The sequence below is a fragment of the Corynebacterium cystitidis genome, from assembly GCF_900187295.1.
In the GTDB taxonomy this organism is placed as follows: Bacteria; Actinomycetota; Actinomycetes; order Mycobacteriales; family Mycobacteriaceae; genus Corynebacterium; species Corynebacterium cystitidis.
Genome location: NZ_LT906473.1, coordinates 1862669 through 1887411 on the forward strand (window position 1 = coordinate 1862669; position 24743 = coordinate 1887411).

At 55.9% G+C, this 24743-nt stretch carries 24 protein-coding genes, 1 pseudogene and 1 riboswitch; of the genes and pseudogenes, 4 read left to right on the top strand and 21 right to left on the bottom strand.

The window, feature by feature from the left end; translation table 11 throughout:
• Positions 1 to 690: 690 nt before the first annotated feature.
• Both CKV99_RS08775 and CKV99_RS08780 read right to left on the bottom strand, forming a co-directional pair.
• On the bottom strand, positions 691 to 906 hold the full coding sequence (locus CKV99_RS08775) for a hypothetical protein (RefSeq protein WP_092255920.1): 216 nt from the start codon (positions 904 to 906) through the stop codon (positions 691 to 693).
• 172 nt (positions 907 to 1078) lie between these two features.
• Entirely contained in the window at positions 1079 to 2236 is a 1158-nt protein-coding gene (locus tag CKV99_RS08780; RefSeq protein ID WP_092256736.1) for an RtcB family protein, read from the bottom strand.
• A gap of 86 nt (positions 2237 to 2322) precedes the next feature.
• Here CKV99_RS08780 and CKV99_RS08785 point away from each other — a divergent pair, with 86 nt between their 5' ends.
• The 3 genes from CKV99_RS08785 (at position 2323) to ald (ending at position 4138) form a co-directional block, all read left to right on the top strand.
• Entirely contained in the window at positions 2323 to 2556 is a 234-nt protein-coding gene (locus CKV99_RS08785) for a FitA-like ribbon-helix-helix domain-containing protein (RefSeq protein WP_092255923.1), read from the top strand.
• Complete coding sequence (locus CKV99_RS08790) at positions 2553 to 2960, top strand: type II toxin-antitoxin system VapC family toxin (protein WP_092255926.1); 408 nt, start codon at positions 2553 to 2555, stop codon at positions 2958 to 2960. The genes CKV99_RS08785 and CKV99_RS08790 overlap by 4 nt, the downstream gene beginning before the upstream one ends.
• A 68-nt stretch (positions 2961 to 3028) precedes the next feature.
• Positions 3029 to 4138 carry an alanine dehydrogenase gene (gene ald / locus CKV99_RS08795; protein WP_092255929.1) on the top strand — a complete coding sequence of 370 codons (1110 nt, stop codon included), beginning with the start codon at positions 3029 to 3031 and terminating at the stop codon, positions 4136 to 4138.
• A gap of 26 nt (positions 4139 to 4164) precedes the next feature.
• Here ald and CKV99_RS08800 read toward each other — a convergent pair whose 3' ends face one another.
• The 5 genes from CKV99_RS08800 to CKV99_RS14280 form a co-directional block, all read right to left on the bottom strand.
• On the bottom strand, positions 4165 to 4716 hold the full coding sequence (locus CKV99_RS08800; protein WP_092255933.1) for a hypothetical protein: 552 nt from the start codon (positions 4714 to 4716) through the stop codon (positions 4165 to 4167).
• A 14-nt stretch (positions 4717 to 4730) separates the two neighbouring features.
• Positions 4731 to 4849, bottom strand: a riboswitch (SAM riboswitch).
• A gap of 108 nt (positions 4850 to 4957) precedes the next feature.
• A complete protein-coding gene (locus tag CKV99_RS08805) occupies positions 4958 to 5608 on the bottom strand; it encodes a DUF4143 domain-containing protein (RefSeq protein ID WP_231909997.1) in 651 nt (216 codons plus the stop codon).
• A gap of 144 nt (positions 5609 to 5752) precedes the next feature.
• Positions 5753 to 6199 (bottom strand): aspartate-alanine antiporter-like transporter, encoded by a 447-nt coding sequence (locus tag CKV99_RS08810; RefSeq protein WP_092255939.1) that lies wholly within the window; start codon positions 6197 to 6199, stop codon positions 5753 to 5755.
• Positions 6200 to 6214: 15 nt separating this feature from the next.
• Entirely contained in the window at positions 6215 to 6514 is a 300-nt protein-coding gene (locus CKV99_RS08815; protein ID WP_092255942.1) for an aspartate-alanine antiporter-like transporter, read from the bottom strand.
• Positions 6475 to 6672: an aspartate-alanine antiporter-like transporter gene (locus tag CKV99_RS14280; protein ID WP_143063384.1), complete on the bottom strand. Its 198-nt coding sequence runs from the start codon at positions 6670 to 6672 to the stop codon at positions 6475 to 6477. Before CKV99_RS14280 ends, CKV99_RS08815 begins: the two co-directional genes overlap by 40 nt.
• Before the next feature lie 20 nt (positions 6673 to 6692).
• On the opposite strand from CKV99_RS14280, the gene CKV99_RS08820 reads away from it, so the two are divergent.
• Positions 6693 to 8306 (top strand): plasmid pRiA4b ORF-3 family protein, encoded by a 1614-nt coding sequence (locus CKV99_RS08820; protein ID WP_092255945.1) that lies wholly within the window; start codon positions 6693 to 6695, stop codon positions 8304 to 8306.
• 196 nt (positions 8307 to 8502) lie between these two features.
• Here CKV99_RS08820 and CKV99_RS14285 read toward each other — a convergent pair whose 3' ends face one another.
• The 14 genes and pseudogenes from CKV99_RS14285 to CKV99_RS14800 form a co-directional block, all read right to left on the bottom strand.
• Complete coding sequence (locus CKV99_RS14285) at positions 8503 to 8907, bottom strand: transposase (protein WP_143063385.1); 405 nt, start codon at positions 8905 to 8907, stop codon at positions 8503 to 8505.
• A gap of 449 nt (positions 8908 to 9356) precedes the next feature.
• The gene (locus CKV99_RS08830) at positions 9357 to 10226 is read right to left on the bottom strand and encodes a Rib/alpha-like domain-containing protein (RefSeq protein WP_231909998.1); all 870 of its coding nucleotides are present in this window, start codon (positions 10224 to 10226) and stop codon (positions 9357 to 9359) included.
• Between the two features lie 539 nt (positions 10227 to 10765).
• Entirely contained in the window at positions 10766 to 11464 is a 699-nt protein-coding gene (locus CKV99_RS08835) for a putative glycoside hydrolase (protein WP_092255951.1), read from the bottom strand.
• The gene (gene pelF, locus CKV99_RS08840) at positions 11409 to 12752 is read right to left on the bottom strand and encodes a GT4 family glycosyltransferase PelF (RefSeq protein WP_169872621.1); all 1344 of its coding nucleotides are present in this window, start codon (positions 12750 to 12752) and stop codon (positions 11409 to 11411) included. The genes CKV99_RS08835 and pelF overlap by 56 nt, the downstream gene beginning before the upstream one ends.
• Positions 12656 to 13243: a DUF3492 domain-containing protein gene (locus tag CKV99_RS14980; protein WP_092255957.1), complete on the bottom strand. Its 588-nt coding sequence runs from the start codon at positions 13241 to 13243 to the stop codon at positions 12656 to 12658. The genes pelF and CKV99_RS14980 overlap by 97 nt, the downstream gene beginning before the upstream one ends.
• 28 nt (positions 13244 to 13271) lie before the next feature.
• Positions 13272 to 14516, bottom strand: a complete 1245-nt coding sequence (locus CKV99_RS08850; RefSeq protein WP_092255959.1) for a hypothetical protein — start codon at positions 14514 to 14516, stop codon at positions 13272 to 13274.
• Positions 14517 to 15357: 841 nt separating this feature from the next.
• Positions 15358 to 16527 carry an RtcB family protein gene (locus CKV99_RS08855; protein WP_092255962.1) on the bottom strand — a complete coding sequence of 390 codons (1170 nt, stop codon included), beginning with the start codon at positions 16525 to 16527 and terminating at the stop codon, positions 15358 to 15360.
• A gap of 333 nt (positions 16528 to 16860) precedes the next feature.
• Positions 16861 to 17316, bottom strand: a complete 456-nt coding sequence (locus CKV99_RS08860; protein ID WP_092255964.1) for a hypothetical protein — start codon at positions 17314 to 17316, stop codon at positions 16861 to 16863.
• Positions 17306 to 20500 carry a DEAD/DEAH box helicase gene (locus CKV99_RS08865; protein ID WP_092255967.1) on the bottom strand — a complete coding sequence of 1065 codons (3195 nt, stop codon included), beginning with the start codon at positions 20498 to 20500 and terminating at the stop codon, positions 17306 to 17308. Before CKV99_RS08865 ends, CKV99_RS08860 begins: the two co-directional genes overlap by 11 nt.
• Before the next feature lie 447 nt (positions 20501 to 20947).
• Positions 20948 to 22353, bottom strand: a pseudogene (locus CKV99_RS08870) (NAD-dependent succinate-semialdehyde dehydrogenase).
• A gap of 182 nt (positions 22354 to 22535) precedes the next feature.
• Entirely contained in the window at positions 22536 to 22904 is a 369-nt protein-coding gene (locus CKV99_RS08875) for a hypothetical protein (RefSeq protein ID WP_092255970.1), read from the bottom strand.
• 142 nt (positions 22905 to 23046) lie between these two features.
• Entirely contained in the window at positions 23047 to 23412 is a 366-nt protein-coding gene (locus tag CKV99_RS08880; protein WP_143063389.1) for a hypothetical protein, read from the bottom strand.
• Between the two features lie 623 nt (positions 23413 to 24035).
• Positions 24036 to 24335 carry a Fic family protein gene (locus tag CKV99_RS14795; RefSeq protein WP_143063390.1) on the bottom strand — a complete coding sequence of 100 codons (300 nt, stop codon included), beginning with the start codon at positions 24333 to 24335 and terminating at the stop codon, positions 24036 to 24038.
• Between the two features lie 2 nt (positions 24336 to 24337).
• Positions 24338 to 24679 carry a hypothetical protein gene (locus tag CKV99_RS14800; RefSeq protein ID WP_143063391.1) on the bottom strand — a complete coding sequence of 114 codons (342 nt, stop codon included), beginning with the start codon at positions 24677 to 24679 and terminating at the stop codon, positions 24338 to 24340.
• Positions 24680 to 24743: the final 64 nt, after the last annotated feature.

Sequence of the window (24743 nt, forward strand, 5' to 3'; positions counted from 1 at the left end):
CTCTCTCATAGAGTACTTTCCAAGATTGTCCAGACCCCAAACGCTCTCGCTCCCCTTCTGGCCTGGAGTCGCGCTGCTACTCGTATCTGCTCTTCTAAGTTCTGTCTTAGTTTTCGTCGGAGCACTGGGATGGTCTGACGCTGAAAAGCGGCGACGGGTCAACACCATCTACCAGTATTTCTCTGGCCTACTTTCGATTTCCCTACCGTATGTGGGATTCTATCTTCCGCGTGTCTCCGATTCTTTGGTTGCCAACGGAGTCTGGACATATATCCTGCTTGTCTATTATTCCTCGCACATTCTCACGTTTGCAGGAGCTCTTTTCCTCCGGATGGATGGAGCAACCGTTGAAAGGGTTCTCAGAAAAAACCTTAATACACTGTCCTACCGGGATTTCACGTTACGGTATTTTAAATTGATCAGGCTCCCAGTATGGGCTCTTCTTTTCGTGATTCTCTGCCCTCTCCCCCAAATGGCAATTAATTGTCTCGCCGAATCGCATCCACTTTTACTAGTAATCCCAGTTGTCGCTCTTGCTCTCCAACTGATCGCCTCCGATCGACTATGGCGATGGATAGATTCGAGGTCGAATCCACAATGGCTTTTCAAAGGCTCTTCCCGGCGATAAATGTCGCCGAAGCTGATCCGTATTCTTGATGAATTGCTGTAGTCGCTTCCCTCGCTTGCTCCTCAAGCGTTGACACGATTGCGCCCTCCGCTAAATCCCATACGAATCCAAATGACGGTCTGCAGTGTCTTCATGGAGGCGCCGTAGGTGGCTCGAGCTGCCACCGACGTGGATTCAGGAAGTGAATCACTGCGAAGAAAGTAGGACAACGGCAAACCGGTTGCCCCACTCAAGTTGGCAAGTTCTTCGAGGCTTGCTTCACGCTCTCCTCGCACCACGCGAGACAATGTTGCTTGGTTCCCCGCCAATCCTGAATGAATGTAACGCCTTCATGCAACCATGCTTGAAGTATCGATGTCTACCCCAATTCCCTTTATTTCTTCCGCTTTCGAACGTTGTGATCAAGGCGAAAACCAAAATCCCGTTATGGCACCCCGGGCTGTGTGACCCCTACGTGCCTTTCACGTTGAGTACTTGCCGTAGTTTGTGTTTGACAGTGACTAGATCACTGGCGTCTTCCATCACCTGGTCGATGTTTTTGTAAGCGTCCGGGATTTCGTCGACCCATTCTTTACCGGGCCGGTACACGATGCCTTCCATGCGCTTATCCAGGTCAGCGGAGGTAAACCGCTTCTTCGCCTCGGTGCGTGAAAATCTGCGCCCTGCACCGTGGGGTGCGCTCATCAGTGCTTGTGGATTGCCTTTGCCTTCTACCACGTAGGAGGCGGTACCCATTGAGCCTGGGATCAGCGCCTGAACACCCTCGCCAGCGAAGATGGCACCTTTACGGGTGAGCCACACCGTCTTACCGAAGTGTTCCTCCTGCGCCGTGTAGTTATGGTGGCAGTTGATACGCTGCTCCTCCACCACCGGCTCGCACATCAGCTTGCCTAGTTGGTCGGCAAACCGGTCCATCACCTCTTCGCGGTTCAGCCACGCGAAGCGTTGCGCCCAGTTCAGGTCCCGAATGTACTGATCGAAGGTTGCGGTGCCCTCAGTAAGAAAAGCCACGTCTCTATTCGGCAGGTCGAGGTCGGCGGTCTCAGCCCGCGCAATTTTGATGTGCTTTTGGGCAATCTTATTTCCCACCCCGCGGGAGCCTGAGTGCAGAAACATCCACACCCGCTGTTGCTCGTCCAGGCACAGCTCAATGAAGTGGTTTCCACCGCCCAAGGAGCCCAGCTGCACTTTCCACTTTGGCGAGTGGCTCAGATCCACGCCGTGTTCGTCGGCAAGCGCGCTCAATTCGCGCACACGACGGTCCGCTGTCTCGCGCGAGACTTTCTTGTTGTAGTTGCCAGGCGAAAGCGGAATCACACGCTCCAGCGCGTTGCGCAGCTGTACTAATTCGCGCTCACGAAGAGCCTCGGCGCTGAACTGGGTACGCACGCCGATCATGCCACACCCAATGTCCACGCCCACTGCGGCAGGGATGATCGCACCCTGTGTGCCAAAGACGGTGCCTACGGCTGAGCCCAACCCAAAGTGTGCACCGGGCATCAACACCACATACAGGTAGATGAAGGGCAGGCTGGCGATGTCACGCGCCTGGTCGAGGACTTTATCATCGAGATGCGAGGCGAAAGCTACTACCTCGGTAGAAGTCAAGCTTTCCTCCACGAATGCTTACCAGCCACGATACGGCTTTTCCCACGACCTAACCATTGCTAGCATACCCTTAGGAGGTGCTAGCAATGCCAAATATTACTGTACGGGGCATAAGCAACGAACTGCACAAAGCCCTAAAAGCTCAGGCAAAGAGTAACGGCCAATCCATGGAAGCTGAGGTACGCTCGATCCTAGAGAAACACGTCACGCCGCAGACTAATCCGCTGGTGGACCTGTTTTGGGCAACGCGTGACATCGCCACCGAAATCCCACTCGAACCTCGCCAGGTTATTCCACCACGGGTGGATTTTTCCGAATGATCATCGCAGTAGACACCAATGTCATCTCCGAACTGACCAAACCGGAGCCTGAACCCAAAGTCGTGAACTGGGTGTTTGAACAACCACCTGACACGCTTGTCATTCCGAGTATCTGTCTCGCCGAACTATCGCGAGGTGTCCGTAGTTTGCCCGCCGGTAACCGTCGCAGGAGGATCGAAGCAGTCCTGCGCGATAATCTGTCCAAACTTCCTGTTCTCGTGTTCGATGCACGGTCAGCCGAAATCTACGGTTCAATTACCACGAGCCGAGGTAGGCCCGTCGCCACCCTTGACGCGATGATTGCCGCCACGTGCATCGCCCACAACACGGTGCTGGCCACCCACAATACGAAAGACTTCGAGGAATTCCCATTAACCCTTATTAATCCGTGGGATCCACGCTAGTTTTTAGCAGACTGAACCTCCCCATCCATTAGTATGACTAGCATCTCCTACGGAAAGGTTTCACAGCCATGATCATCGGTACTGTCCGCGAGCTAAAAAGCAACGAGTCGCGCGTAGGACTGACCCCGGATGCGGTGCGTTGCTACGTGGATGACGGCCACACCGTGCTGGTCGAATCCGGCGCGGGCAAGAATTCCCTCTTCCCCGATACTGACTATGAGGCCATGGGAGCGCAGATCGTCGACAACGCCGCTGAGGTGTGGCAGCGCTGCGAAATGATGGTCAAGGTCAAGGAGCCGGTGCGCGAGGAGTTTCAGTACTTCCGCGAGGACCTGATCCTGTTTACCTACCTCCATCTGGCCGCCAACGCTGAGCTAACGCAGGCGCTTATCGACGCCAACGTCACCGCCATCGCCTATGAAACCGTGGTGGGCCCCAGTGGCAAGGACCTACCGCTGCTGGCACCAATGTCGTACGTGGCCGGACGGCTCTCCATCCAAGAAGGCGCGAACTGTTTGAAAGCCACTAATGGCGGCGCCGGAAAACTGCTGGGTGGTGTGCCGGGCACGGAGGCCTCGGAGATCGTGATCATCGGTGGTGGCGCTGTAGGGACGCAGGCAGCACAAATGGCGGTGGGCACCGATGCCCGGGTGACCATCCTGGAATCTAACCCGGAACGCATCCTTGAGCTAAGCAGCATGTTCCAAACATCACTGCAGGTGATCCAGTCCACCCCCGCCACGATTGAAACCTGGCTGCAGCGTGCAGATCTGGTTATCTCCTGCGTGCTGATTCCCGGCGCGAAGGCCCCACAGTTGATCCGGCGCGAGCACCTACCCTTGATGAAGAAGGGTTCCGTGATCGTGGACGTAGCTATTGACCAGGGCGGTTCCACTGAAATGTCGCGGCCTACCACCCACGATCAACCTACCTTCATTGAAGACGGCGTTGTCATGTACTGCGTGGCGAATATGCCCGGCGCGGTGCCGCAAACTTCCACGATCGCGCTGAACAACGCCACCATGGCGTATGGTCTCGCGATTGCCCAGCTCGGTTTGCACGGCGCCACCGAAAAGTTTCCCGGCCTGAAACACGGCGTGAACGTCTACCGTGGCGCTGTGACCCACCAGGGTGTTGCAGACGCTACCGGGCATGAGTGCATAGAGCTGCAGCTGTGATCGTCGTTACGCGTGCTTAACGACGATCACTCCTCTCGGTCTATTCCAGCAAGCAGCTCCATGGCGAGGGCTTCGCGCTCCTTATGCGCCTGGCTGCGCTCGGCGGCTTCGATCAGCCCGTACACCAGCTCTGTGAGGTTTCCGGCGCTGCTATCAATGAGCCCGCCGTCGGATCGGTCACTGGTGCAGCCTTCCGGGTCTGCTGTTCTCCCCACTCCCAGCAGGTACCCGCTGTTGTTGTGGGTGAAGCGCAGCAGTTTGAACTCTTCTGACCACGTCGCGGGAAAGCCTGTGGCGATCAACCACGCCACGTCGTTGTCGTCATGGTTCCAGCCGCGTTTGGTCTGCCCGCCCACGTCGAATTCGATGATGCCGTCGACCAGGCGAATATTGGTGGCTTCCTCCCAGGTTGTGCCTTCGCGTACCGAACGTAGGGCGCGGATATGGTGGATGTCGTGCCCGTCGAGGAAGTGACCGCAGCGCTTCGACCTGCGCCGACTGTGCGCACTGTCCCCGATGGTGTTCTCACTGCGCATTCGGGAAGGGTGGTTGGACATGGATGCAGAATTATCCTGCATTGAAATCTCCTTGGACATCGCTCTTTCCCCCGGGCGGTTGCCTCGCGGGGACGGATCTTCCTTCGGGGGCACCGTGCGCGTTGCGCGGTTGCCAGTCAGCCTGCCGAAGGGCATTCGGCTGATCTTCATGATCCAACAACCGACCCTAGCAGACAGCTTGGTCTATGCGCAAAAGGGGATTTGCTGGGCTCTCGTAGGAAAGCAGAGCCCAGCTCTGGTGACGGAAAGAAAAGGGGCTAGGTCAGTTACCAAAGAGCAGGTAAGCAGCGACGGGTACTACTCGGTGCTCTGTGCCGCGCTGGGTATGGGTCCTCCGATACACAACCCACCGTTGGTCCGGTTCAATCCCAAGGGTTGGCCCGATCGTGGCCAAGTGACGTGCCTGATGGGGACGATACGTGGCAGAAGCTTTCACTGTGATCACACGAGGCGTGTCTGTGAGATCAAGAAGGTCAATTTCAATCGTGCTGTCATCGCGGTAGAAGAAAAGCTCTGGTGATACGCCTTGATGGACGTCATGTTTTGCGGGCTCTGCGACAACAAGATTTTCCATCACTGCTGCGACATGTACTGAGCCGACCAAGTCCGATGTGTCACGAATGCGCAGAAGATGGCTGAGGAATCCAAGGTCACGAGCCAAGCCGGTGTAGTTGATCACATTGCTCGTGTTAAGCGCCAGAAGCCCCAGAAGCTGACGGAACGCAGCAATGTTTTGCACTTTGAGCAGCTGCGTCACGTCTCGTTCACGATAGGTACGTATGTCGTTCTGGTGGTACACCTCGTATGGCATATCAACCTGATAGAGGCGCGGGTAGCCACCCCGCACCATGAAGTGCTCCACGGCAATCTCGGGAACTGCGCCGCCCACCTCCGCAAATGATAACGGTAACAAGTGAGTGACCCCTACTCGTCCGGCCAAGCTTTGGGAGATATTCTCCATCAGCAGGAAATTCTGCGACCCGGAGACAACATACTGGCCCGGCGTAGCCCTTTCGTCCGATTCGAGTTACAACACCGAGAACAGTTCCGGCGCATGCTATGCCTCGTCGATGATCAGAATTTTTGTTATCAGCGCTGCTGCAAATGTTGCGGTGTATCGGGCCACGATACGCGAATCAGACGAATTTCCCACTGCGAACTCCACGACACCAGCGCCGCCCAAGATGCCGACAGCCCCACCGATGAAACGGCTCACACTCTTGCCAGCCAGGCGCATCATCAGGAAGAAAGACCCGTAGACAATTACCACGATTACTGCACCAACATACATAGAAATCAGCCCTTTAGTAGACAATGCTGTTTCCACAAACGCGGTGCCGGAGGACAGTCCGACAGCAGCCAAAAACATCATCAACCCAAGCTGTTGGAAGGCCGTATTAATGGACTCTGGTAGCTTCCACGCGATACTGCCGGTGCGCTGAATGGTCCCCAATGTAAGGCCGACGATCAGTGGGCCGAGAGCAGTACCAAGAGTAAACTGCACCCCGACGGATCCTCATCACGCGGGCAGTACTTCACCGACTCGTGCCGCAAAATCTTCATGCTTCGCCGACCACTTCTGCCGAAAAGCATAAGTTAACAGGAGGATGGCCACGATATCCCCCATGGGATAGGCCAGGGAGTAGCCCACTGCTGGAAGCTCAGAGCCTGTTTGTTGAGTCGCCACAGCCAAGGAAGGGGTGGATGTGGTCGCTCCAGAGAACACGCCGACGGTCACTTCCCGTGACATCCCGATGAGCCCACCGCAGGCCAGCGCCGTCACTCTGCCGATGATGACCGAGACGACGGCTGCACCCATGAGAATAAATTGCTTGCGGATCCGTGGACGAAGGTTTCGCCAGCGCTCAGCCCCAGCACGTAGACGAAGATACCCAGGCCAAAGTTTTGAAGGTTGGCTAACACATCAGCGTCTAGGTCAATGAACGCCCCCATGGCCAACCCCCACAAACAGGTCACACGGACTAGGCTTGCAAGGCATGAAGGCCCAATCGAAGTGTAAAGGAAAAAATACGAAGAAGTTGAAGCCCGGTGAGGTGATCGCACTGCGGATTAGCCTGGATGAGGCCACCCCTCAGATCACGCGCGAGTTACATGTTCATCGCGATACCCTGCTGCCGGATCTTGGAAATCTCCTGGTCTATGCGATGGGGTGGAATAATAGCCACCTGCACGCGTTTAGCACTCCTGGTAATACAGTTTTTTCTGGCCCGGCCTACCAGCCCAAGGAGGCGGTCTTGGAGACTGGGGATGGGATTGCTTACGAGAATGTGACCGTGGAAGAGCTCTTGCCTAGTGAGGGGACCCAGGTGGAGTTTCTTTATGACTATGGGGACCACTGGTCGCATACCCTAGCCCGGCTTGCTGATCCGACGGATCTAGCGTCGAATATTCCTGCGCTGGTTGCGGGTGAGGGTGTCTGCCCTCCTGACGATATCGGCGGTATTGGCCGCTATAACGAGGTTGCGGCCGCGTGGCGCAATGGCGGCGCAGCCGGCCTACAGGGCTCCGATCACGACGATCTCATCGACTGGTTGCCCCACGATTTTGACCCTGATGGTTTTGATCTTTCTGCCCAGCAACAGTGGTTCGCTCTGATCAGTTCTACGGATCATCCCCAGTACACGGCGTATTTTGGTCGCCCAATAGGTGCGGTTTTAGCTGATTTGATTAACCAGCTGTCAGCCCATTCGCCTACCTTTTTAGTGATTGAGGCTGCCGCACTGCGTCTTGGCATCCTTGCGCGTTCGGCTGGGCCTGGGCGTAGCTTCTCGGTGACACCGCCTGCTTCGAAAGCGCTGCCTTATGATGATGAGGTGGCTGACATCGCCTTGATTGACAAGATTTTCCACCCGTACATTACGTTTCTTTCGCTTGTCGACGATTCCCCACTAGCTCTGACCAAAACGGGAAGCCTCAACGTGGCGTCAATGAGAACTGTTATTGAAGTGCTCGGCTTACCCCGTTTTTTCGGTGAGAGCACCCGGCCTACGGAAGCTAATATCCTGATGGTAGCTAGGCTTCATGATTCCCTGCGCCGCGCGAAGCTTGTTCGCCCTTACCGGTCAGAGCTTCGTGCCACTCCGAAGGCCCGCGAGCTGCTGAACACTTGGCCAATCGTGGACGGTCAGCTTACCGGTGGCGCAACTAAAAATGATGCACTGCGGCAGGCCGGGCGCCTGCTTACTAGTTTGATTCTTGCCGAAAGTATTAGCGAATTCACGAAATTCTGCATCGGCCTGGGATGTACTGTATTGCTGGCGGGCAAAGACAGCGCACCTCCACACCCTAGGCTGAGGGCCTATTTTAGTTTCGATGATTTGCCGGACTACCAACCTTTTGGCGATCTGATCGACTATCGCATGGCTGTGCAAAGCTACACCACGGAGGAGGGCTGGTCAGTGACCACAGCTAGTGGTGTAAGGACACCGGCATCAATACGTGAGGATTCAAATTATGACTTGCTGCTTCAGCTGTGCCAGCCACCAGAGTACGTAGACCATTACAGGGCGGATTTACAACCGGAAGCACTATCTAACCCTACGGTTGCTTTGTTGGCCCGCGAGGTACTTTGGCCCAGCCAGGAAGTATAAACCTAGAGACGCTGGCCTTTGACGAGATTATGATCGCGACGATCTCCCCTATCGTCGCATATCGATTGCTGCGATCGACGCAGGGAGGCCCACCGAAGCTTCGCCACTGAAATCACAGCACACGCAACCCGCGTGCTCTTTAAAATCATGGAAGCATGCTTTCGAACAACCGCCGCGCACAACGAGCACCCCTGATCTACCCAGCCCTCGGAATAAACCGGCGATCTGCCACCGGTTTCTTCCGAGGGTTTTCGTATACCCTTTCGCCATCCAACCCGACGAATATTTGGGCTGTCGCCTTTCGCTTTCCCGCAACCTGATTGTGGCCAACGTATTTTTCCGCCTCGGCTATATCGAAAAATTTGGTACTGGCATCGCTCGTATCGGTGTCGCGGTAGCAGTCAATCACTTGCTGGTAATACAACCATGTCTCCTGGAATGAGGCGTAGTCCTGATCGTGTTCAAAGAAGTTATCCAGAGCTTCTCGTTGCCGATCAGTCAGGTAATACTCGGTAGTCAACAAAGTCTTACGGTGACGGTATAACGGGTCGTGGGCCCGACCCCGGCGCCCGTGGTTTCCTGCTGCAGTCGTGTACGGCACTGCGTGACCTTCTCTCCAGCTAGGCGCACATCGTGGAAGGAGTCCATCACGTGGGTTGCCTACGCGATGATCTCATTGGTTGCGGTGGCGTAGCCTCGGAAACCATCCATCGAGATGACCTTGACACGGTCAAGGAAGTCCTGAGGCTGCTGAAACAGCCACATCTTTCATGCCTCAGCGCTACGGCCGGGGATAACATCGAGCAAAAGGGAGCAGTGATCTCCCCGCCTCAGTCACGGTGGCCGATCATGTCCACGATGACAGTGACGTCACCACCTTTGTGTTTGCGTCGGTTATGTGACCAGCGGTGTTCATCAACCCCGATCACCTCAACACCGTCAAGACGATGGGGATCAGAGTAAATAAGCCCGAAAACCGCTTCGCTGGTCAGGCTGCGCCGAACACCGGGATCAAGGTGAAGGCAAATCCTTCCGGCGCTAAGAGTTCGACTATTGAGAGGAGGTCGACGACTGAGAGGACAAAGAATCAAGTTCGACATTGTCCAGCCCCATTGATGATTCCCCTCCCGGAATGCAGTTGTCGACGGCAGCACTAGCCCCAACGGCTGCAGCCCCAACGAGAAGTAGCTGCGCCGTCCCTTTAGCCGCATGAGGGCTGACGTGCCGCAAGGTCGCATTGATGTCCACCATCATTTCGCCTAAATGGGGGTCAATCAGTCCAAGCTGGTGTTCGGCGTCTTCTCCTGCACGCATGATCCGCATGTGAAGCTGGTCAACAATAGGCGTTAAACCTGGGATTTTCAGCTGATGCCCCAGAGATACCGGAACCAGAGCAATAAGTGGCACAATCGTCCCGATAACCGAGGCCACACACTTGGCCACATCAATCGGCTCGACAACACCTACGACATAGTCATCGACAGGTCTTTTGGCCCCATTAAACACTGTGAAACGGATGGAGTCACCATCTGATAGATCCTCATGAGCCGTAACCCTAAGTGTCCCATCGTTCTCAATTACAGCTTCGCTGGGGTACTGAGAATCGTCGATAAGCGAATATCCGTAAGGCACAGGGGCTATCGCCTCGACCCGCACCGTGTCACCAGGGGCAACCGTGATCCCACTGGGCCAAGGGAAAGCAGCGGAAACGGCCGGGCACAAGGTGACACAAACGTACACCAGCTTCTTCTTCCCGTTCTCAGCGACGAAGTGCACGGGAATTTTTTGGCTCGTAGGTTTGGTAGATACGGGTGGAGTGAGTGTCAATGCTCCGGTGCAGGGATCGACGCTGACCCATTCTGGGGTATCCGGGGTTTTGTCGAAACGACCCCCAACCTGGCACGCATTAACTCGTTTCATTTTGTACGGCCTATTACCCTTAGGGACCAGGATCGGGGGTGTTGTGGTTGTTTGCCCTACTCTTGCCCATACATACTTCGGGCTATATAGGGTCCACGAGTGTGGGGTGTCCCTCGTCGCTTTGCGCGTCGCAGGTTCAAAGATCGGTGTCTCCTGAGTCTGGGTTGGCTGTGCCGCCTCGCTGCTCGATGCCACTGAGCGTGTGTGTTGAAGATCGACCTGCAGTAGCCCGCCAGCGCCGACCATGATTCCCACCATCAGAATGATAATGACGCTACGAGTGCGCTCTTTCATAGTTCTCCTTAGAAATTTAAAGGACATCAAGATACCTTACTCCATAAGCACCAGCATGCCCCTTATAAGTGATGGGCCCAATGATTGGTTTAGTTCCTAGATTTACTATAGTCCCGAATTAGCCTTCCGGGCTTTATGGAGGGCTAATTCCACAGTAGCTTCTCCCTAGCTTCTCCCTAGATTCTCCCTAGCTTCTCTCTGTAACTTTCTAAAGCATCCCTCTCGAAGGCTGACGGCCTCCGCGTTTAGGATTCGTGCAGCACTCCAAGGAATGCGATCTCGCGCCCGAACACCTCGACAGGTTCAGGGCTGAGATTAACCACGAGGCGCCCGTTTTGAAACTCCCGGCAGTACGCGCCCGCGCCCTGGGTGGGATCACGTGCTTTAACCGGGACGTGCAGCACCTCCGAGGTGGGAAATCCCAGGTCGGAGAAAAGCAAACCTTCCGAGTGTGATGCTAAGTGTGACGCTAAGTGTGACGCTAAGGGGCGCGAGTTCGTGGAAGTGCCTTCGGTACACACACTGTCAAGCGCCGGCAGCTCCGAATATCCATCGTGCTCGGTGGCAGTGACCGCAACATCGGCGTCGGGTGCGAAGATCCACGCGGCGGCAAGCGCGAACGCCAAGTTGTCCCGTCCGGCGGTGCGCGCAATAGTGAGACCAGGGTGGCGCAGTGTTTCGGCTTGAGACTGGATATCACGCGGCTGGGTCAGCCACTGTGAAGGTGCTGTCCCCCAGCCCAGCCACACTTCCTCAAATCCACCGCCGAAACTTGCGTGGTGCGCCCACCGCCCAGGTTGGCGCCGAGACTCCGCAATATTGGGGATCAGCAGCTTGCCGTGCTTGTTCAGTTCTGTACCAGCCGCCACGATCAACGTGGTCAGCGCTTCACGGAGGAACCTTAGGGGCGATTCCGGTGCCGTAGTAGTCGGCGAATACGTCATTGTCGGCCATCACGCCGTCGAATGGTGAGCGGGCCACCCACCCGACCACATTGCGCACCCATTCCTGCTGGTACAGCGGGTTCCACACCTGTTGCTGGCGGTGTCCAGGGTATCCCTCCCACTCGGGGACCGCAGCGCAGGTTCCTAACTCGCGGGCGCGTTGCGGGGTGATACCAGAGGTGTAGATGGGGCCGGGTTCATAGTCGCGTATCGACGACAAACACTGATACGCCAACACCGTGCACAGTGGGTCTGCTTCTTTCAACCGCGAAGCGGCCTCACACTCCCAAGGTTGCAGGACCACGGCACGGAAACGGCCTAGTGCCTGGCCTAGTTCTACGTAGAGGTCGGCATAGCGGTCCATAATGTTCTCCATCAGAAACTCGGAATGGATGCGTTCATAACCGTTGCGGTGCCACTGCATATACAGCTCAGGGTTATCCACAAGCCGGGCGATCTCGTAGGCCAACGCCGCGGGATCTCCGGACGGTACGAGTGCCCCACACGGCCCAACCTGCCCGTCAGCACCGACGGGCTGGGTCACCATGTATTCTAGGCCTCCCACATTGGTGGCGATCACAGGAAGGCCCGCGCTCATTGCCTCGAGCACCACGATGGGTTGGCCTTCGTTAAAGGAGGACAGCACCAGGCCGTCGTAACGCTCCAACTCGTCGACAAGGTTAACAGTGCCACGGAAAATGACGGTGTCTTCCAGCCCGAGGTCGCGCGTGTGCTGGAGGCATTCCTGGTAGTAATCCGGGATGTGCTCGATGGGGCCACACACCTCCATGATCACATTGGTGTAGCCTTGTCCACGCAAGTTGGCCATGGTGTCGATCAGCTCGATGATGCCTTCGCGTGACGCGCGAGTGTGCGCAAACTTGTCCCAATCCATGCCGTTGGGCAGCACGATAGATTTTTCCGGGATCCCACCCAAATCTTGGGCTTCCACGATGGCACGGTCGTAGAGATACGTGATCGCACCCGCTGATGGGTAGAACATGGCACCCATTTCTGTCCACCAGATTGTCCACATCCGCTTGACTGGATCATCGATTTCTTTGTAAGTATCGCGGGTGACAATCTGGCTCAGGTTGCGTTCCAGCAGCGTATTGATGGTATCGCGCACGTACAGGTTGTGTTCCGTCAGCAAGAATGCCCCATTGTTTTGCTGCGCGGCACATGACGCAATTAACGACGCATACCCGGTGGTGTGTGCGTGGTAGACGCGCGCCGACGGGTGGACCCGGTCTGTGAGTGCCCATGCCAAGGAGAAGAAGTCCCGCACACTCCACAAGAGTGAATGCAGGGTGGCCTGCGGATATTTTTGCACATTGCCTTCATTAAGGTGCGTGAGGTCAAGGCGGACCACACCGAGTCGGTTCGGGTGAGTGGGTTGATGTAGTCGTCGTAAAGCTCCCACATGGCGTCCAGATTGTGCAGCGCCGATGCAAGGGCCCACGCGGCCCGTTCCGGATGCTGCCCTGTGAGGACCGCCTCCACAAACTGCTCCTTATTTTCCTCGAATGAAAGGTAGATCACATCGACCCACTTCACGTTTGAAGGCACGGCATACTGCGGGGACAACTCAATCGAAGAGTCCCAGGTGGTGAAGATGATGCCGAAAGTTAGGTGGGGGTGGTTAAGAATGATGTCGTGGACCACGCCGGACAGCCCGCCTTTGAGGTACGGGTAGGTAGATTCCATGACGAGGGCGACGTCAACGTGCGGAAGCTGGGTGGTATCGCCGGGGAGTCGGCGATAAGGGGCGTAGGTCATCGTCAGGGTTGCCCGGTTGGTTGGGAGGTCATAGGGAAACAGCTTCTTTCGAAAACAGGCGGTAGGGGGCGTCGTTGATCGTCCACGCGCGCAGCCGCAAAGAGATAGCAATAAGAACGAGGTACACGGCGATGATCACCAGGTATGCGGTGTTGATGGGTAGGATGGCAAGGCTGGTGCAGGCAAGCGTGGCGGCCAGATTGAGTGCTGTGGCGACGCGTGTTTGACTGACTTGCTCGAGGTGGTGGTTGCAGATCATCAAAGTCAAGGCCACCAGGGGCATGATCAGCAGGACCAGCCAGTACTGGGAGTAACCGTTGACAATGAATGGCAGCAGCAACCCGATCGACACCATGGCGATAGAGGTAGGGATCAGCGTGTCAGTGATGGACTTAGAAACGGGCACAGACAGGCCGCGGGTGGCGTCCTCGAGTTTGTCCGCCCACAGCACAGCGCCAATGGTGAAGCCGGTGGACATGTCGACGACAATCCCGCGGGCTGTGACGTCGGCCGGGTCTGTGAACCGCACCAGGTGCTTTCCTAACAGCACCAGGGCGGGGACACTGCCTACGAACGGTGCCAGCAGCCACCACTGTGGAACGATCGCGATGATTGCCGCATAGATAACCCAGGCCGCTAGGACTACACCGTAGCGTTGGGCTTCCTGGGCAGACACAAGCAGCTGCGCGAAGACGATATTGCCAAATACTCCGAGGGCGTAGATTGCGGTGGCTTGCCACGTTGTGGCCTGTGCGATACCGAATGCGGCGGCGCTTACGGCCACCGCTACCAGCGACCATACAAGGACTAGCCGCCAGTTTTTTGAGAATGAGCGGTAGATCTCGTCGCGAAAACCGTCGTCCTCGCGGCTGATTCCGAACAGTGGCCAGTACAGCGGGCGTGACGCAACCGAGGAGATCCACGGCACCGTCACCGATACAGCCAACAAGAGGTAGACGGTGTTCATGCCCGCCAGCTGCATGTCCGAGATTCGGCTGTAGGCCACAGCGAACGCTGCCATCAGCAACACCGTAGGAGAGATCACCACCATGAAGCGAAAAAGGTTGGCTTTCTCAACGTGTTCTTTGTTCACGCGAAGGACAAGCAGCGCGCTTGCGACCGCTACAGCCGAAAGTGCAAGCCCGATCCATCCAATTGTGTTTTTCTGATTGTTTTCTTCTGCCGGGGCGAGTTGGATGACTGCAATAGTCACCAGGACCATCAGCCCAACGAATAACCAGCGCGGCAGTAAGTGCATCACCTGACGTGACATTGTACTTCCCTAAATTCTCGGTAAACCTCCCAATGTATTTACATATTTTGTTGATACCCCCTAGCATTCTTGCCCAAAACCAACGCTTTGTCATTAGTTTTCACTCTGGACGAATGTATTGAGTGCCTTCGGAGGCGAAACGCGCGCTCCAGACCCCTGACGGCCCCCTGCACTTCCAGAAATTTTCACCCTCCTACCTGCACCATATTGGTTAAATGCCCTAATTAATGCGGCAATAATAGGGTGAAATCGAGTGTGGGGAGACACATTTTAAAGAAAATGGGAATTAGTAACTTTAACGAGGTTCTGGCCCGCATTACAACACTGTTATCGCCTAGATATCGACGTACCCCACAGCGGTAACATCCGAAAAATAATGTTTCATCTATATGCGATTACTTTTTATCTCTACAAATTTTTCGGGTGAAATGCGATGGCCCCAAGCCCCCACTGAATGGGATACACGTGAGCCTGTTGCGCAGCAGGACAGTCAGACGCGCTTTGGCTTTGGCGAATAGCTTTTCGACGATTTCTTCTGCACCTATCGCACAGCTAAACAGTTGGTGGCGAACCGGGTGACCATACTGCATTAGCAGCGAGTGCGCTGGGAGAGCGCGAAGCCTGTGAATAAAAATGTTGTTTTCCACAGGTTTCGGGCATTGTGTTCGCACCTTCTTGCGCACCAGATTTTCCGGTTTAACCTCAAAGTTAATCCCCTACCCGGAAAGGCCCCCAATGCCTCAGCCCAACCAAGAACTGTTCAACTTGATCTTTCACAACGAACAGGATTACACGTTAATCCCTGATCAGCTCGCCGACCACCTCAACTCCGCGAGCTGCGCTACGTCCCTTTCACGTTGAGCACCTGGCGTAGCTTGTGCTTCACAGTGACCAGCTCACGGGCATCGTCCATGACCTGGTCAATGTCTTTGTAGGCATCGGGGATCTCATCGACCCATTCCTTGCCCGGCCGGTACACAATACCTTCCATCCGCTGATCCAGGTCGGCGGCGGTAAAGCGTTTCTTTGCTTCGGTGCGTGAAAACCTGCGCCCCGCCCCGTGCGGTGCGCTTCTCAACGCCTCCACATTGCCTTTGCCTTCCACCACATAAGACACCGTTCCCATCGACCCTGGAATCAAGGCTGGTACGCCGTCGGCGGCAAGGATCGCACCCTTGCGCGTCAACCACACCGTTTCACCATAGTGTTCTTCCTGCACGGTGTAGTTGTGGTGACAGTTGATCCGTTGGTCCTCCACTACCGCGGCACCCATCAGGGCACTGAGCTCATCGGAAAACCGGTCCATCATTTCCTCGCGGTTGAGCCACGCGAAGCGCTGCGCCCACTGCAATTCGCACAAATACTGCCCAAACGTCGCGGTTCCTTCAGTAAGAAACGCCACGTCGTTGTTGGGCAGGTCCAACCCCGCGCATTCGGCGCGCGCAACCTTGATGTGTTTTTGTGCGATCTTGTTGCCCACACCGCGGGAACCGGAGTGGAGAAACATCCACACCCGATCCTGCTCATCCAGGCACAGTTCGATGAAGTGGTTGCCGCCACCAAGCGAGCCCAGCTGCACCTTCCATTTCGGTGAGTGGGAGAGATCCACGCCGGTATCGTCGGCAAGCTCTTGTAACTCACGCACGCGCTGGTCGGCGGACTCGCGCGCCACGCGCTTGTTGTAGTTGCCGGGCGATAGAGGGATGACGCGCTCGAGCCTGCCGCGAAGCCGAGTTAGGTCCCGCGCAGCAAGGTCAGCCGCCACAAACTGTGTGCGTACGCCGATCATGCCGCAGCCGATGTCCACGCCCACGGCTGCCGGGATCACCGCGCCTTGGGTGCCAAACACGGTGCCCACGGCCGAGCCCAGGCCGAAATGCGCATCCGGCATCAGCGCCACGTGCGGGTAAATAAACGGCAGGCTGGCCACGTCGCGGGCTTGGTCCAACACCTTGCTGTCCAGCCCGCTTGCAAACGTGATCACGCGGGCAGAAGTCCCAGAAGAAGTCATGATTGCCTCCAATAATGCTTATCTGCCAGGTTACAGGCCTTTCCTCGACAGGCCCCGTAGTGCCTCATGTCACGATGAGCGCGAAATGATGGTGTTGGTGTGGGATCAGCTCCACACTTGAGAAAAACCGGTGATGGGCCACCGGTTTTTCCCGAGCACCAAATCCCCCACCCACAGGCCCCCAGCCCCCGCCCACACCCCGTGCTATACCGATCATCGATATATCGATATTCGATACACCGCACACAGCACAGCAGCTCCACCGCAAAGGAGGCCCACCATGAACTCTAACCAGCGCTGGTTCACCATCGGCGTCACCCTCGTGCTTCTCGTCTATCCATGCGTCGAACTGTTCGCACTCATGTTCACCCGCGCCGTCCGTAGCGAAGTCGCCCCACCCCTGGACCCCACCGTGGTCACCTGGGGCAGCCTCATCGCGGTGGCGATCAGCTTTGCCCTCGCGGTAAGCCAGTATGCGCACCAGAAGCAGTTCACGCAGGGCCTCACCAACAAGCTATCGGGGTCAACCTTGGCCTTGTGGCCACCGGCTTCGGTCTGCTCATCGAAGACATGGCCGAGGACAACATCGCCGAGCACTTCGGTGTTGCCCAGCAGTAGGCACGGCTGGATTCCTACGAGGTACTGTTGGCCACCCTGCTGTTCCTCGCCTTGTACATGACGATGACTGCAGCCTTCTTCGTTCTCCGCGGCATGGCCGTCGCCCAGCACGGCAGCGGACTCGGGCAGCCGATCCGGGCCTGGCTCTGGGCTGGCTCGACTAGTCACCACTAAACAAGTGCTTCAGGGTTTCTTCGTCGAGTTCTACCCCGCCTGTTTGACCTGTTGCTGCATCCGGGTCCAGAAATGCCCCCATCAACTCACGTTTACTTTCCTGCAAGGCCACCACCTTGTCTTCAATCGTGTCTGATGACACCAGCCGAAACACCGTCACAGGCAGGGTCTGGCCGATGCGATGTGCACGGTCAATAGCCTGCTGCTCTGCAGCCGGATTCCACCACGGATCCAACAAGATCACATAATCTGCCGCTGTCAGATTCAGGCCTACTCCCCCGGCCTTCAAACTGATCAAAAACACTGGATCATGACCATCAGTAAAATCTTTGATCACCGTGGCACGGTCGCGAGTGGTTCCATCCAAGTAGCTCGCACTGATTTGCTGCTCAGCCAGCACTTGCTGCACTTTGCGCAGGTAGCTGGTGAACTGGCTAAATACCAGCACACGGTGACCTTCGGCGATAATGTTACCCACCAATTCAAGAAAAGCGTTCAGCTTCGACGGTGCCGCCTTCGATTCAGGCTCCACCAAAGTAGGGTCAATTGCCAGTTGGCGCAGTCTGGTCAGTGCGGCCAACACTTCTACCTTGCTGCCTTCAGGATCTTCAGCCAACAGACCCATCACACGTTGGCGCTCCCTAGCCAAGTGCAGGTCATACAGTTTACGGTGACTAGGCTCCAGCTTCACAGGCACGATCTGCTGCTGAATTGGCGGTAAATCCAGCGCTACGTCCGCTTTTCGACGACGCAGCAAAAACGGTGCTACACGCTTACGCAAGGCATCCATCTTCGACTGGTCACCAGCAAGCACAGGCTTTTCAAAATATTCGCGGAACTGCTTCACCCCACCAAGCAACCCAGGATTAGTCAAAGAAAACATTGACCAGGCATCCGACAGTGAGTTTTCAATCGGAGTACCAGTAATCGCGAACACTCGCGGCGCATGCAAGTTACGCACCGCCTGAAACGCCTTCGAGGTAGGATTTTTCACGTTCTGAGCCTCATCCAGAACAACCCCAGCCCACTCACAAGCAGCATAATCATCGGCTTCTAAACGCAGCAAAGCATAGGATGTCACCACAATATTCGCCCCGGCCGCAGCTTCTGCTGGAGATAGGCCGGTCTTTTTCGCCGTCGCAGTAATCACCGCCACATTCAAAGACGGGGCAAACTTTTCAGCCTCAGCCATCCAATTACCCACCACAGATGTTGGTGCCACCACCAACCATGGCTTCTGCACTGGCACAGCCAAAATCATGGTGAGAACCTGAAGAGTTTTACCCAAACCCATATCGTCGGCAAGCACTCCACCTAAGCCACGGCGCGCAAGCCCTGCCAACCAGCGGAAACCCACCTCCTGGTACGTGCGCAACGTAGCGTTGAGGGAATCCGGCACGCTCACAGGGTCCTGCGGGGCTCGTGCTGCCGACAGTGCCTTAGCCAGCCACTCATCCGGAGTAAAATCGATCGCGTCTAAACTCTCAAGCTCATCCCACCAGGTAGTACGCCCGCCCGGGACACCAGCAGTAGCACGCCGAGGATCAGTCAGCGCGCGGGCCTCCTCCAGCAAATCAGCAAAAGCTTGGTAGTCCGGGTCATCAACCACTACGTAGATACCATTGTCTAAAAACAGCAGCTTATCAGGACGGTTCAGGGCCTCAATCAGAGCAGACATCGCCACATCCACCCCCTCCACGCACACCGTGGCCTGCAAAGAGAACCAGTCCCGGTCCTTCGAACCAGCCTCCAGTGCAACCTGCACCTCGGTGGCCTCGCGCATTTCAGATAGTTCGCGAGCCAGCTCGTCGAACACCACCTCCACACCAGCAGCCTGCCAGCGAGGTACCTCAACGCTGAGCAATGCGAAAACATCCACCCCATGATATTCGCGATCGACAGGCTCAAACCCCAGGTTCTCAAGCAGCTGCGCCTCAGCATCATGGTTACGGCGAGCAGAGTGATCGTCGGAAAGCGAAAACAACCGCCGACCATAAGCAAAAGCGAAACTCACACGGGCAACCGGCGGGCGCGAAGCCCACGATTCAGCAGTGATCGTGGCACGCAACACCGGCGGGGCGGGCTCGCCCGGAGTGAAAGAAGAATCCGGACTGACCCACCCAGTACCAGCCGTGATGTGATCAAGGTACTGGTCTTCGAACTCTTCCCGATCCTCCTCCGGAATCTCAATCACCAGGTTACGGTGCTGTAGATTATCCCACTCAGCAGTGGCAGGCTCATCGAAAAAAGCCAGATTGAGCACACCTTGAGCATCACGCCACGCGCACCCCACACTGGGCAAGCCAAACGTCATCGTCGGCACCACCACCGCATCCGGCAACACCACCGTAGAAGAAACCTGCAGGCCATCACCATTTTCCACAACGCTAATCGTGGCGCGGGCACCACTAAAGTGCGTCACAAGAGGCAGCTGGGTGGCCTCCTCCACAAACGCAATCCCAGCAGCATGGCAGGCACGCAGCGCATCAAGCACATCCGCCCCAACATTGCGTAGGAAGGAAAAACCATCATTGCCATTAAAGTAGAAGCTTTCCTCCAACAACTTACGCACAGCATTCACATGAGAAGGTCGCAGACCCTTGGCTTCAGTACAATTCTCAAAACGCTTCAAAGTGACATCATTGAATGACCATGGCTTCGCCTGCGTGGGCCGCTTCGCCGGGCGCGCCGGCCGAAACTTCAACCAGTCGCGCGCATAGCCATAGTAAAAACTTCTAGTCTGCTGTTCTTCTGCCGGGGTGTAGGTAAAAACGAAAGTCAGGTCAAGGCCGTCGTCGTTAAGCGAACCAGGGTCAGGCTGTGGCTCACCAAACAGACGCGTCAACTCCACCCGCCACTGAGAAACTAACGCGGAGGCCTTCCCGCCCATCCCATCCTGATCGAAGTACGTCAACACTGCGGCCACCGCATGTTTGCACTGCCACCCGTACGGGCAGGTGCAATAAGAAGTGAACATGTCAAGACGACCGTCAATAAAATACAGATTGTTATTCTGCCGGTACTCATCCCCGCGAGACCCCACGCAGGTAGACGTGATATTAACATGGGTTTGATAGCGCCTCGCATCCGTCACAGTCGCCTGTCCACGCTCAAACAAGTCCCGCCCACGTGTATAAACGCCCGGATCAACCAAGTGCCTGATTTCATTGCCCAATGCCACTTTTATTATCCTAACGGGCCTGAGACGCGCACGCACCACAGTGGCAAAACACGGCGCGTGTGCGAATCACAGCGCGTGTGCGAATCAAGTAAGTGAAACTCCGGGGAAGCCGGCGAAAGTGGCGTGCCTGTGAGGGGTATCTTCCACTATTTGGTCAATTCCTTGTGCGCGTGCGGCCAGACTCCACCTGGAGTGCCGAAAAGAATTCGTGGGCGTCGACTGCCAGGTTTGTTTAGAGTGGGATCTTCCAAGTTGAGGTACGGCAAATCACTGTACAGTTCGCGCAGCAACGTAGATTTTCCGCTTTAGCGCGGATCGGTGACGCTCACGATGGGAAACCACTGCGTGAGTTACAGCACTTGGTCACCTAGGATACCTAGGCCACCTAGATCTCGTGCGATGAACATGCAGGCACCAAATCCCTAAAGTACCCGCTATTACCACAGGTCAGATCACTGGGGACAGACCTGGTGTGGACTGGCCGGAGAACCGGTAGAGCTTCTCGTTGACAAACTCTCCAACACCCCAGCGTTCCAGCTCGCGGCCGTAGCCGGAGCGGCCAATGCCACCGAAAGGCAGGCCGGCACCAGTGGCCGAGGACTCATTAACAAAGGCCATGCCCACATCTAGCTGGTGGGCCACCTCGCGGCCCTTGTCTAGGTCGGTGGTCCAAACAGAACCAGAGAGGCCGTAGTCGGAATCGTTGGCTATTTCGATAGCCTCCGCCACGTCCTTGGCTTTGTACACAATTGCTACTGGGCCGAAGATCTCATTGCAGCCCACGTCGGAGGAACGATCCACCTCGGTGAGCAGTGCTGGCTCCATGTAGGCACCCTCGCTGTCGATCTTCTTGCCACCCACCGCAATCTTCGCTTCGCCACTTGCGGCAGCTAATTCAAGTCGCTCGACAATCTCGTCACGCGCACCCACCGAGGACAGCGGGCCAACCTCTGCATCCTCATCGTCGTAGGGCCTACCTTCATTTCACCGATCCGCTTGGTTAAGAACTCCACGGTCCTGTCATAGTAGTCTTCCAGCACAATCAAGCGTTTCGGTGCGTTGCAGGCCTGCCCGGTGTTGTACATGCGGATCAAGGTGAATTGTTCCAGGACCCATTCCAGGTTGGTGTCGTCGATAAGCAGGAAGGGGTCGTTGCCGCCGATCTCGAGCAAGGTCTTCTTGTAGTTCTCGCCGGCGGTCTTGGCTACGGCGGCGCCGGCGGCCTCGGACCCAGTGAGCGAAACTCCGGTGATGCGTGGGTCGGCAACAAAGGCGTCCATTTGGGAGCCTGAGGCATAAACGTTAATGAAGGCACCCGCAGGCAGGCCGGCTTCTTCGAAAAGATCCTGGCAGGCCTGTGAGGACAATGGACAAATTGAGGCGTGCTTGAGCACCAGCGTATTACCCAATAGCAGGTTTGGCGCTGCCCAGCGCGCTACCTGGTAGTAAGGAAAGTTCCAGGGCATGATACCCAGAATGGGGCCCAGTGGTTCCTTGGCAACGAAAGTGCGTTGCGCGCCCTGTGCTGGCAGCTCCGTATCGGCAAGCACGTCGTGAGCGTGCTCGGCGTACCAGCGGTAAATCTGTGTGACAGTGTCCAGCTCACCCTCAGCCCAGCGGGTGAGCTTGCCCATCTCGCGGCCGATGTGCTGCGCCAACTCGGTCTTGTTCTCTTCGTACAGTTCAGCAGTTTTCGCTAGCACGGCCGCGCGCTCCTCAATGGAGGTTGCGCGCCACTGATTAAAAGTCTCGGTTGAGCGGTCCAAGATGGTGTCACGGTCCGAGTCCTTAATCCGGTCGAATTGCTCCTCCGTCTTGCCGTTGTTCGGGTTTTCAAGATTGAATGTGGTCATACACCCCTGTATACGCGAATTTGTATATACATACTGTTAGGTTTGTCACTGGCACGGCGCGGGTAGGCACAGCACAGGCACCTTTTGCTTTACGACGACCCCAGCACCGATCACCAGATACAGGCCAGCAAATGACGATCCCGCAGGCAAATATGGTGGATAGCAGAGCAATGAGCGCCTGGTTAGTGTACGCCCAGCACGTCTTCGGGTGTTGATTCCAAAGTACCCGGGATGCCAACAAACGGCGCGGTAATAAGAAACGGTTCAGTCTCCGTATCCACAATCTCCGCCACGTTCTGACGCAACTGAGCGGCAATATTGCCAAACCGGTCCGCAAACGCCTTCTGCGACTGTCTACCATGATCACTCAACACCCCATCGTGTGAGTCCCCCATCTCCCGCAAACCAGACACGGTAGTAAAGGTAAGCGACCTTAACATCGAAAAATTTCTACCGTGCATGACCAGGCTTCGCGCTGGGATTAAAAGCTTGGCAATAGCAGCAGCTACATCCGACGGAACAATATTGAGCTTCTTTCCCCCGCTAGTCATTTCTACCCCTTCGCTAATCTTTCTAAAGTGTTTTTTGCGTTTTTACAATGCTCATCTTGATCAACCGAGTACACCCCATCGATTGAGAACGCAACGAGGTGCCCCCTCTCCGTCGACACAGCTGCACTACAGTTACTGTCCGTTAAGTCTTCAACAACGAATAAGAACATTCCGGCACCACGTCTGAGACATCATCCGAAAGAATTGTCGCTTGTTCTAGAAGGTCATCACGATCAACGAGGTTTCCTGCAAGCAGAATGTCTAGATTTCCGATGTTCTCTTCAGCAAGCAAGGTGCATGATAACGCAGATCCGTTAGCTAGAGGCGTGGTTATCCCGTCGGTTGTGTACCCCGATTCAGCGAATTCCTCCGCCGTAATCTCCTGGCACGGATCAAAAACATCCGGATACACCTCCAGCGGATCAAAAAGACCAAGCTGCAACGTCCCCGAATCAAAATGGAAAGCATCAACAGCTCCCGCCGGAAAACCAGCCTCAGGATCAGACACCCCACCTGAAGCATCTCTCAACGACTCCGGTTCCCCTGCAGGAGACCCCTCCTCCGCCACAGTGGTGGTAACAGGCGAAACACCACCGCCAGGCGCCAGTCCTGAATCAGCAACAGAACATGACGACGTTAACACCCCAAAGACAACACAGCTGCAACAACGACGCATCCTCTGCGAATCATGAATCTCCCCCGAGCACGATGAACTGGCGCCCACAACTATGATACTTTTACGACCACCCCGCACTAATTACCGCCACAGCCAGGACAAAAAACCCACAAAGTGAGCACTCAAAAACAAGTCACAACACGGCTTCTAGCAAGTTTCCGAAGCAAATCAATTTCTATAGTTAACTCATGGCTTCGTGCACCGGCCCAAAGGGTTAGGTTTTGTCTGACACCACGTTGTAAGCATTAAGCAAAAAGGAGAGTAGCTAGTGTGAATGGCACCTCGTTGCGTCACCTGCTATTTTGGGCAGGCTTGTCCACGAGCACGGCATGACCAACACAGATCAATCACGCGAAGGCCATCCTGTATTCCACCATCGTGGCGCTTTGCACCGCCCTAAAGTGCCTACCGAGCGACCTCCTTACGGTTCACGGCTAGTCGAGCGTGGTGTTCGCTTATCGACGACCCGCTGACCACTCGCACATAAAATGCACAACCGGCTCGATTTCATCGAAGATATAAGCGCGCGTCAGCAGGTCATGAAATGTGGCTTCGCTATCGCCCGGACCAGCAGAATCGTAGGGAACTACCAGCGTTTCATCGCCGGGTAGGACAACAATTGCCGCCAGCAACGCTGTGCGCTTGTTCCCGTCTTCAAAGGGCTGTGCCTTTGCAAGCTCAACAAACAATCGCGTGGCCCCTTCACGGTCTTGAAACTCTCGATACTTATCGACGATCCCACGCAACCCTTCCATACTTAACGCCGGTGGCCGATGGGGTCACCATAGGAGGTACGGACACCACTATTTTGTTCTAACGTTCGAAGTTCACCGGGGTGAAGAGCCACAGAACGTGTCATCGCAGCATTGATCGCACACACCAATTCCGCGCTGGGGTGGAGCCCAGCTCGCTTCGCCTGGGCAACAATATGTCCTGCATCTTTGAGATCTTCAAGGAGTTGCAGATCCGCCCGAGAAGCAATTCCGCAGGTCTTACCGCTGCGCAGGAATGCCTCGGTAGCGAGCCTGCCTGACCGAAGATTGTCAAAGACTTTGCCCGCTGAATAGAGAACCGAGACCATAGAATCATTGCGCAGCATGGCCTTGATACTACTCCGTCAGCCCCACCCTAATTGCCTCCTGTCGCTGTGACAGAGACCAGTC

Bases quoted from the DNA above. Each gene is read 5' to 3' on its own strand.
- CKV99_RS08785 (WP_092255923.1), top strand. From the start codon at position 2,323: ATGCCAAATATTACTGTACGGGGCATAAGCAACGAACTGCACAAAGCC.
- CKV99_RS08790 (WP_092255926.1), top strand. From the start codon at position 2,553: ATGATCATCGCAGTAGACACCAATGTCATCTCCGAACTGACCAAACCG.
- ald (WP_092255929.1), top strand. From the start codon at position 3,029: ATGATCATCGGTACTGTCCGCGAGCTAAAAAGCAACGAGTCGCGCGTA.
- CKV99_RS08800 (WP_092255933.1), bottom strand. From the start codon at position 4,716: ATGCAGGATAATTCTGCATCCATGTCCAACCACCCTTCCCGAATGCGC.
- CKV99_RS08815 (WP_092255942.1), bottom strand. From the start codon at position 6,514: ATGGGTGCAGCCGTCGTCTCGGTCATCATCGGCAGAGTGACGGCGCTG.
- CKV99_RS08820 (WP_092255945.1), top strand. From the start codon at position 6,693: ATGAAGGCCCAATCGAAGTGTAAAGGAAAAAATACGAAGAAGTTGAAG.
- CKV99_RS08830 (WP_231909998.1), bottom strand. From the start codon at position 10,226: ATGAAACGAGTTAATGCGTGCCAGGTTGGGGGTCGTTTCGACAAAACC.
- CKV99_RS08835 (WP_092255951.1), bottom strand. From the start codon at position 11,464: ATGACGTATTCGCCGACTACTACGGCACCGGAATCGCCCCTAAGGTTC.
- CKV99_RS14980 (WP_092255957.1), bottom strand. From the start codon at position 13,243: ATGACCTACGCCCCTTATCGCCGACTCCCCGGCGATACCACCCAGCTT.
- CKV99_RS08850 (WP_092255959.1), bottom strand. From the start codon at position 14,516: ATGTCACGTCAGGTGATGCACTTACTGCCGCGCTGGTTATTCGTTGGG.
- CKV99_RS08855 (WP_092255962.1), bottom strand. From the start codon at position 16,527: ATGACTTCTTCTGGGACTTCTGCCCGCGTGATCACGTTTGCAAGCGGG.
- CKV99_RS08875 (WP_092255970.1), bottom strand. From the start codon at position 22,904: ATGACTAGCGGGGGAAAGAAGCTCAATATTGTTCCGTCGGATGTAGCT.
- CKV99_RS14795 (WP_143063390.1), bottom strand. From the start codon at position 24,335: ATGGAAGGGTTGCGTGGGATCGTCGATAAGTATCGAGAGTTTCAAGAC.
- CKV99_RS14800 (WP_143063391.1), bottom strand. From the start codon at position 24,679: ATGCTGCGCAATGATTCTATGGTCTCGGTTCTCTATTCAGCGGGCAAA.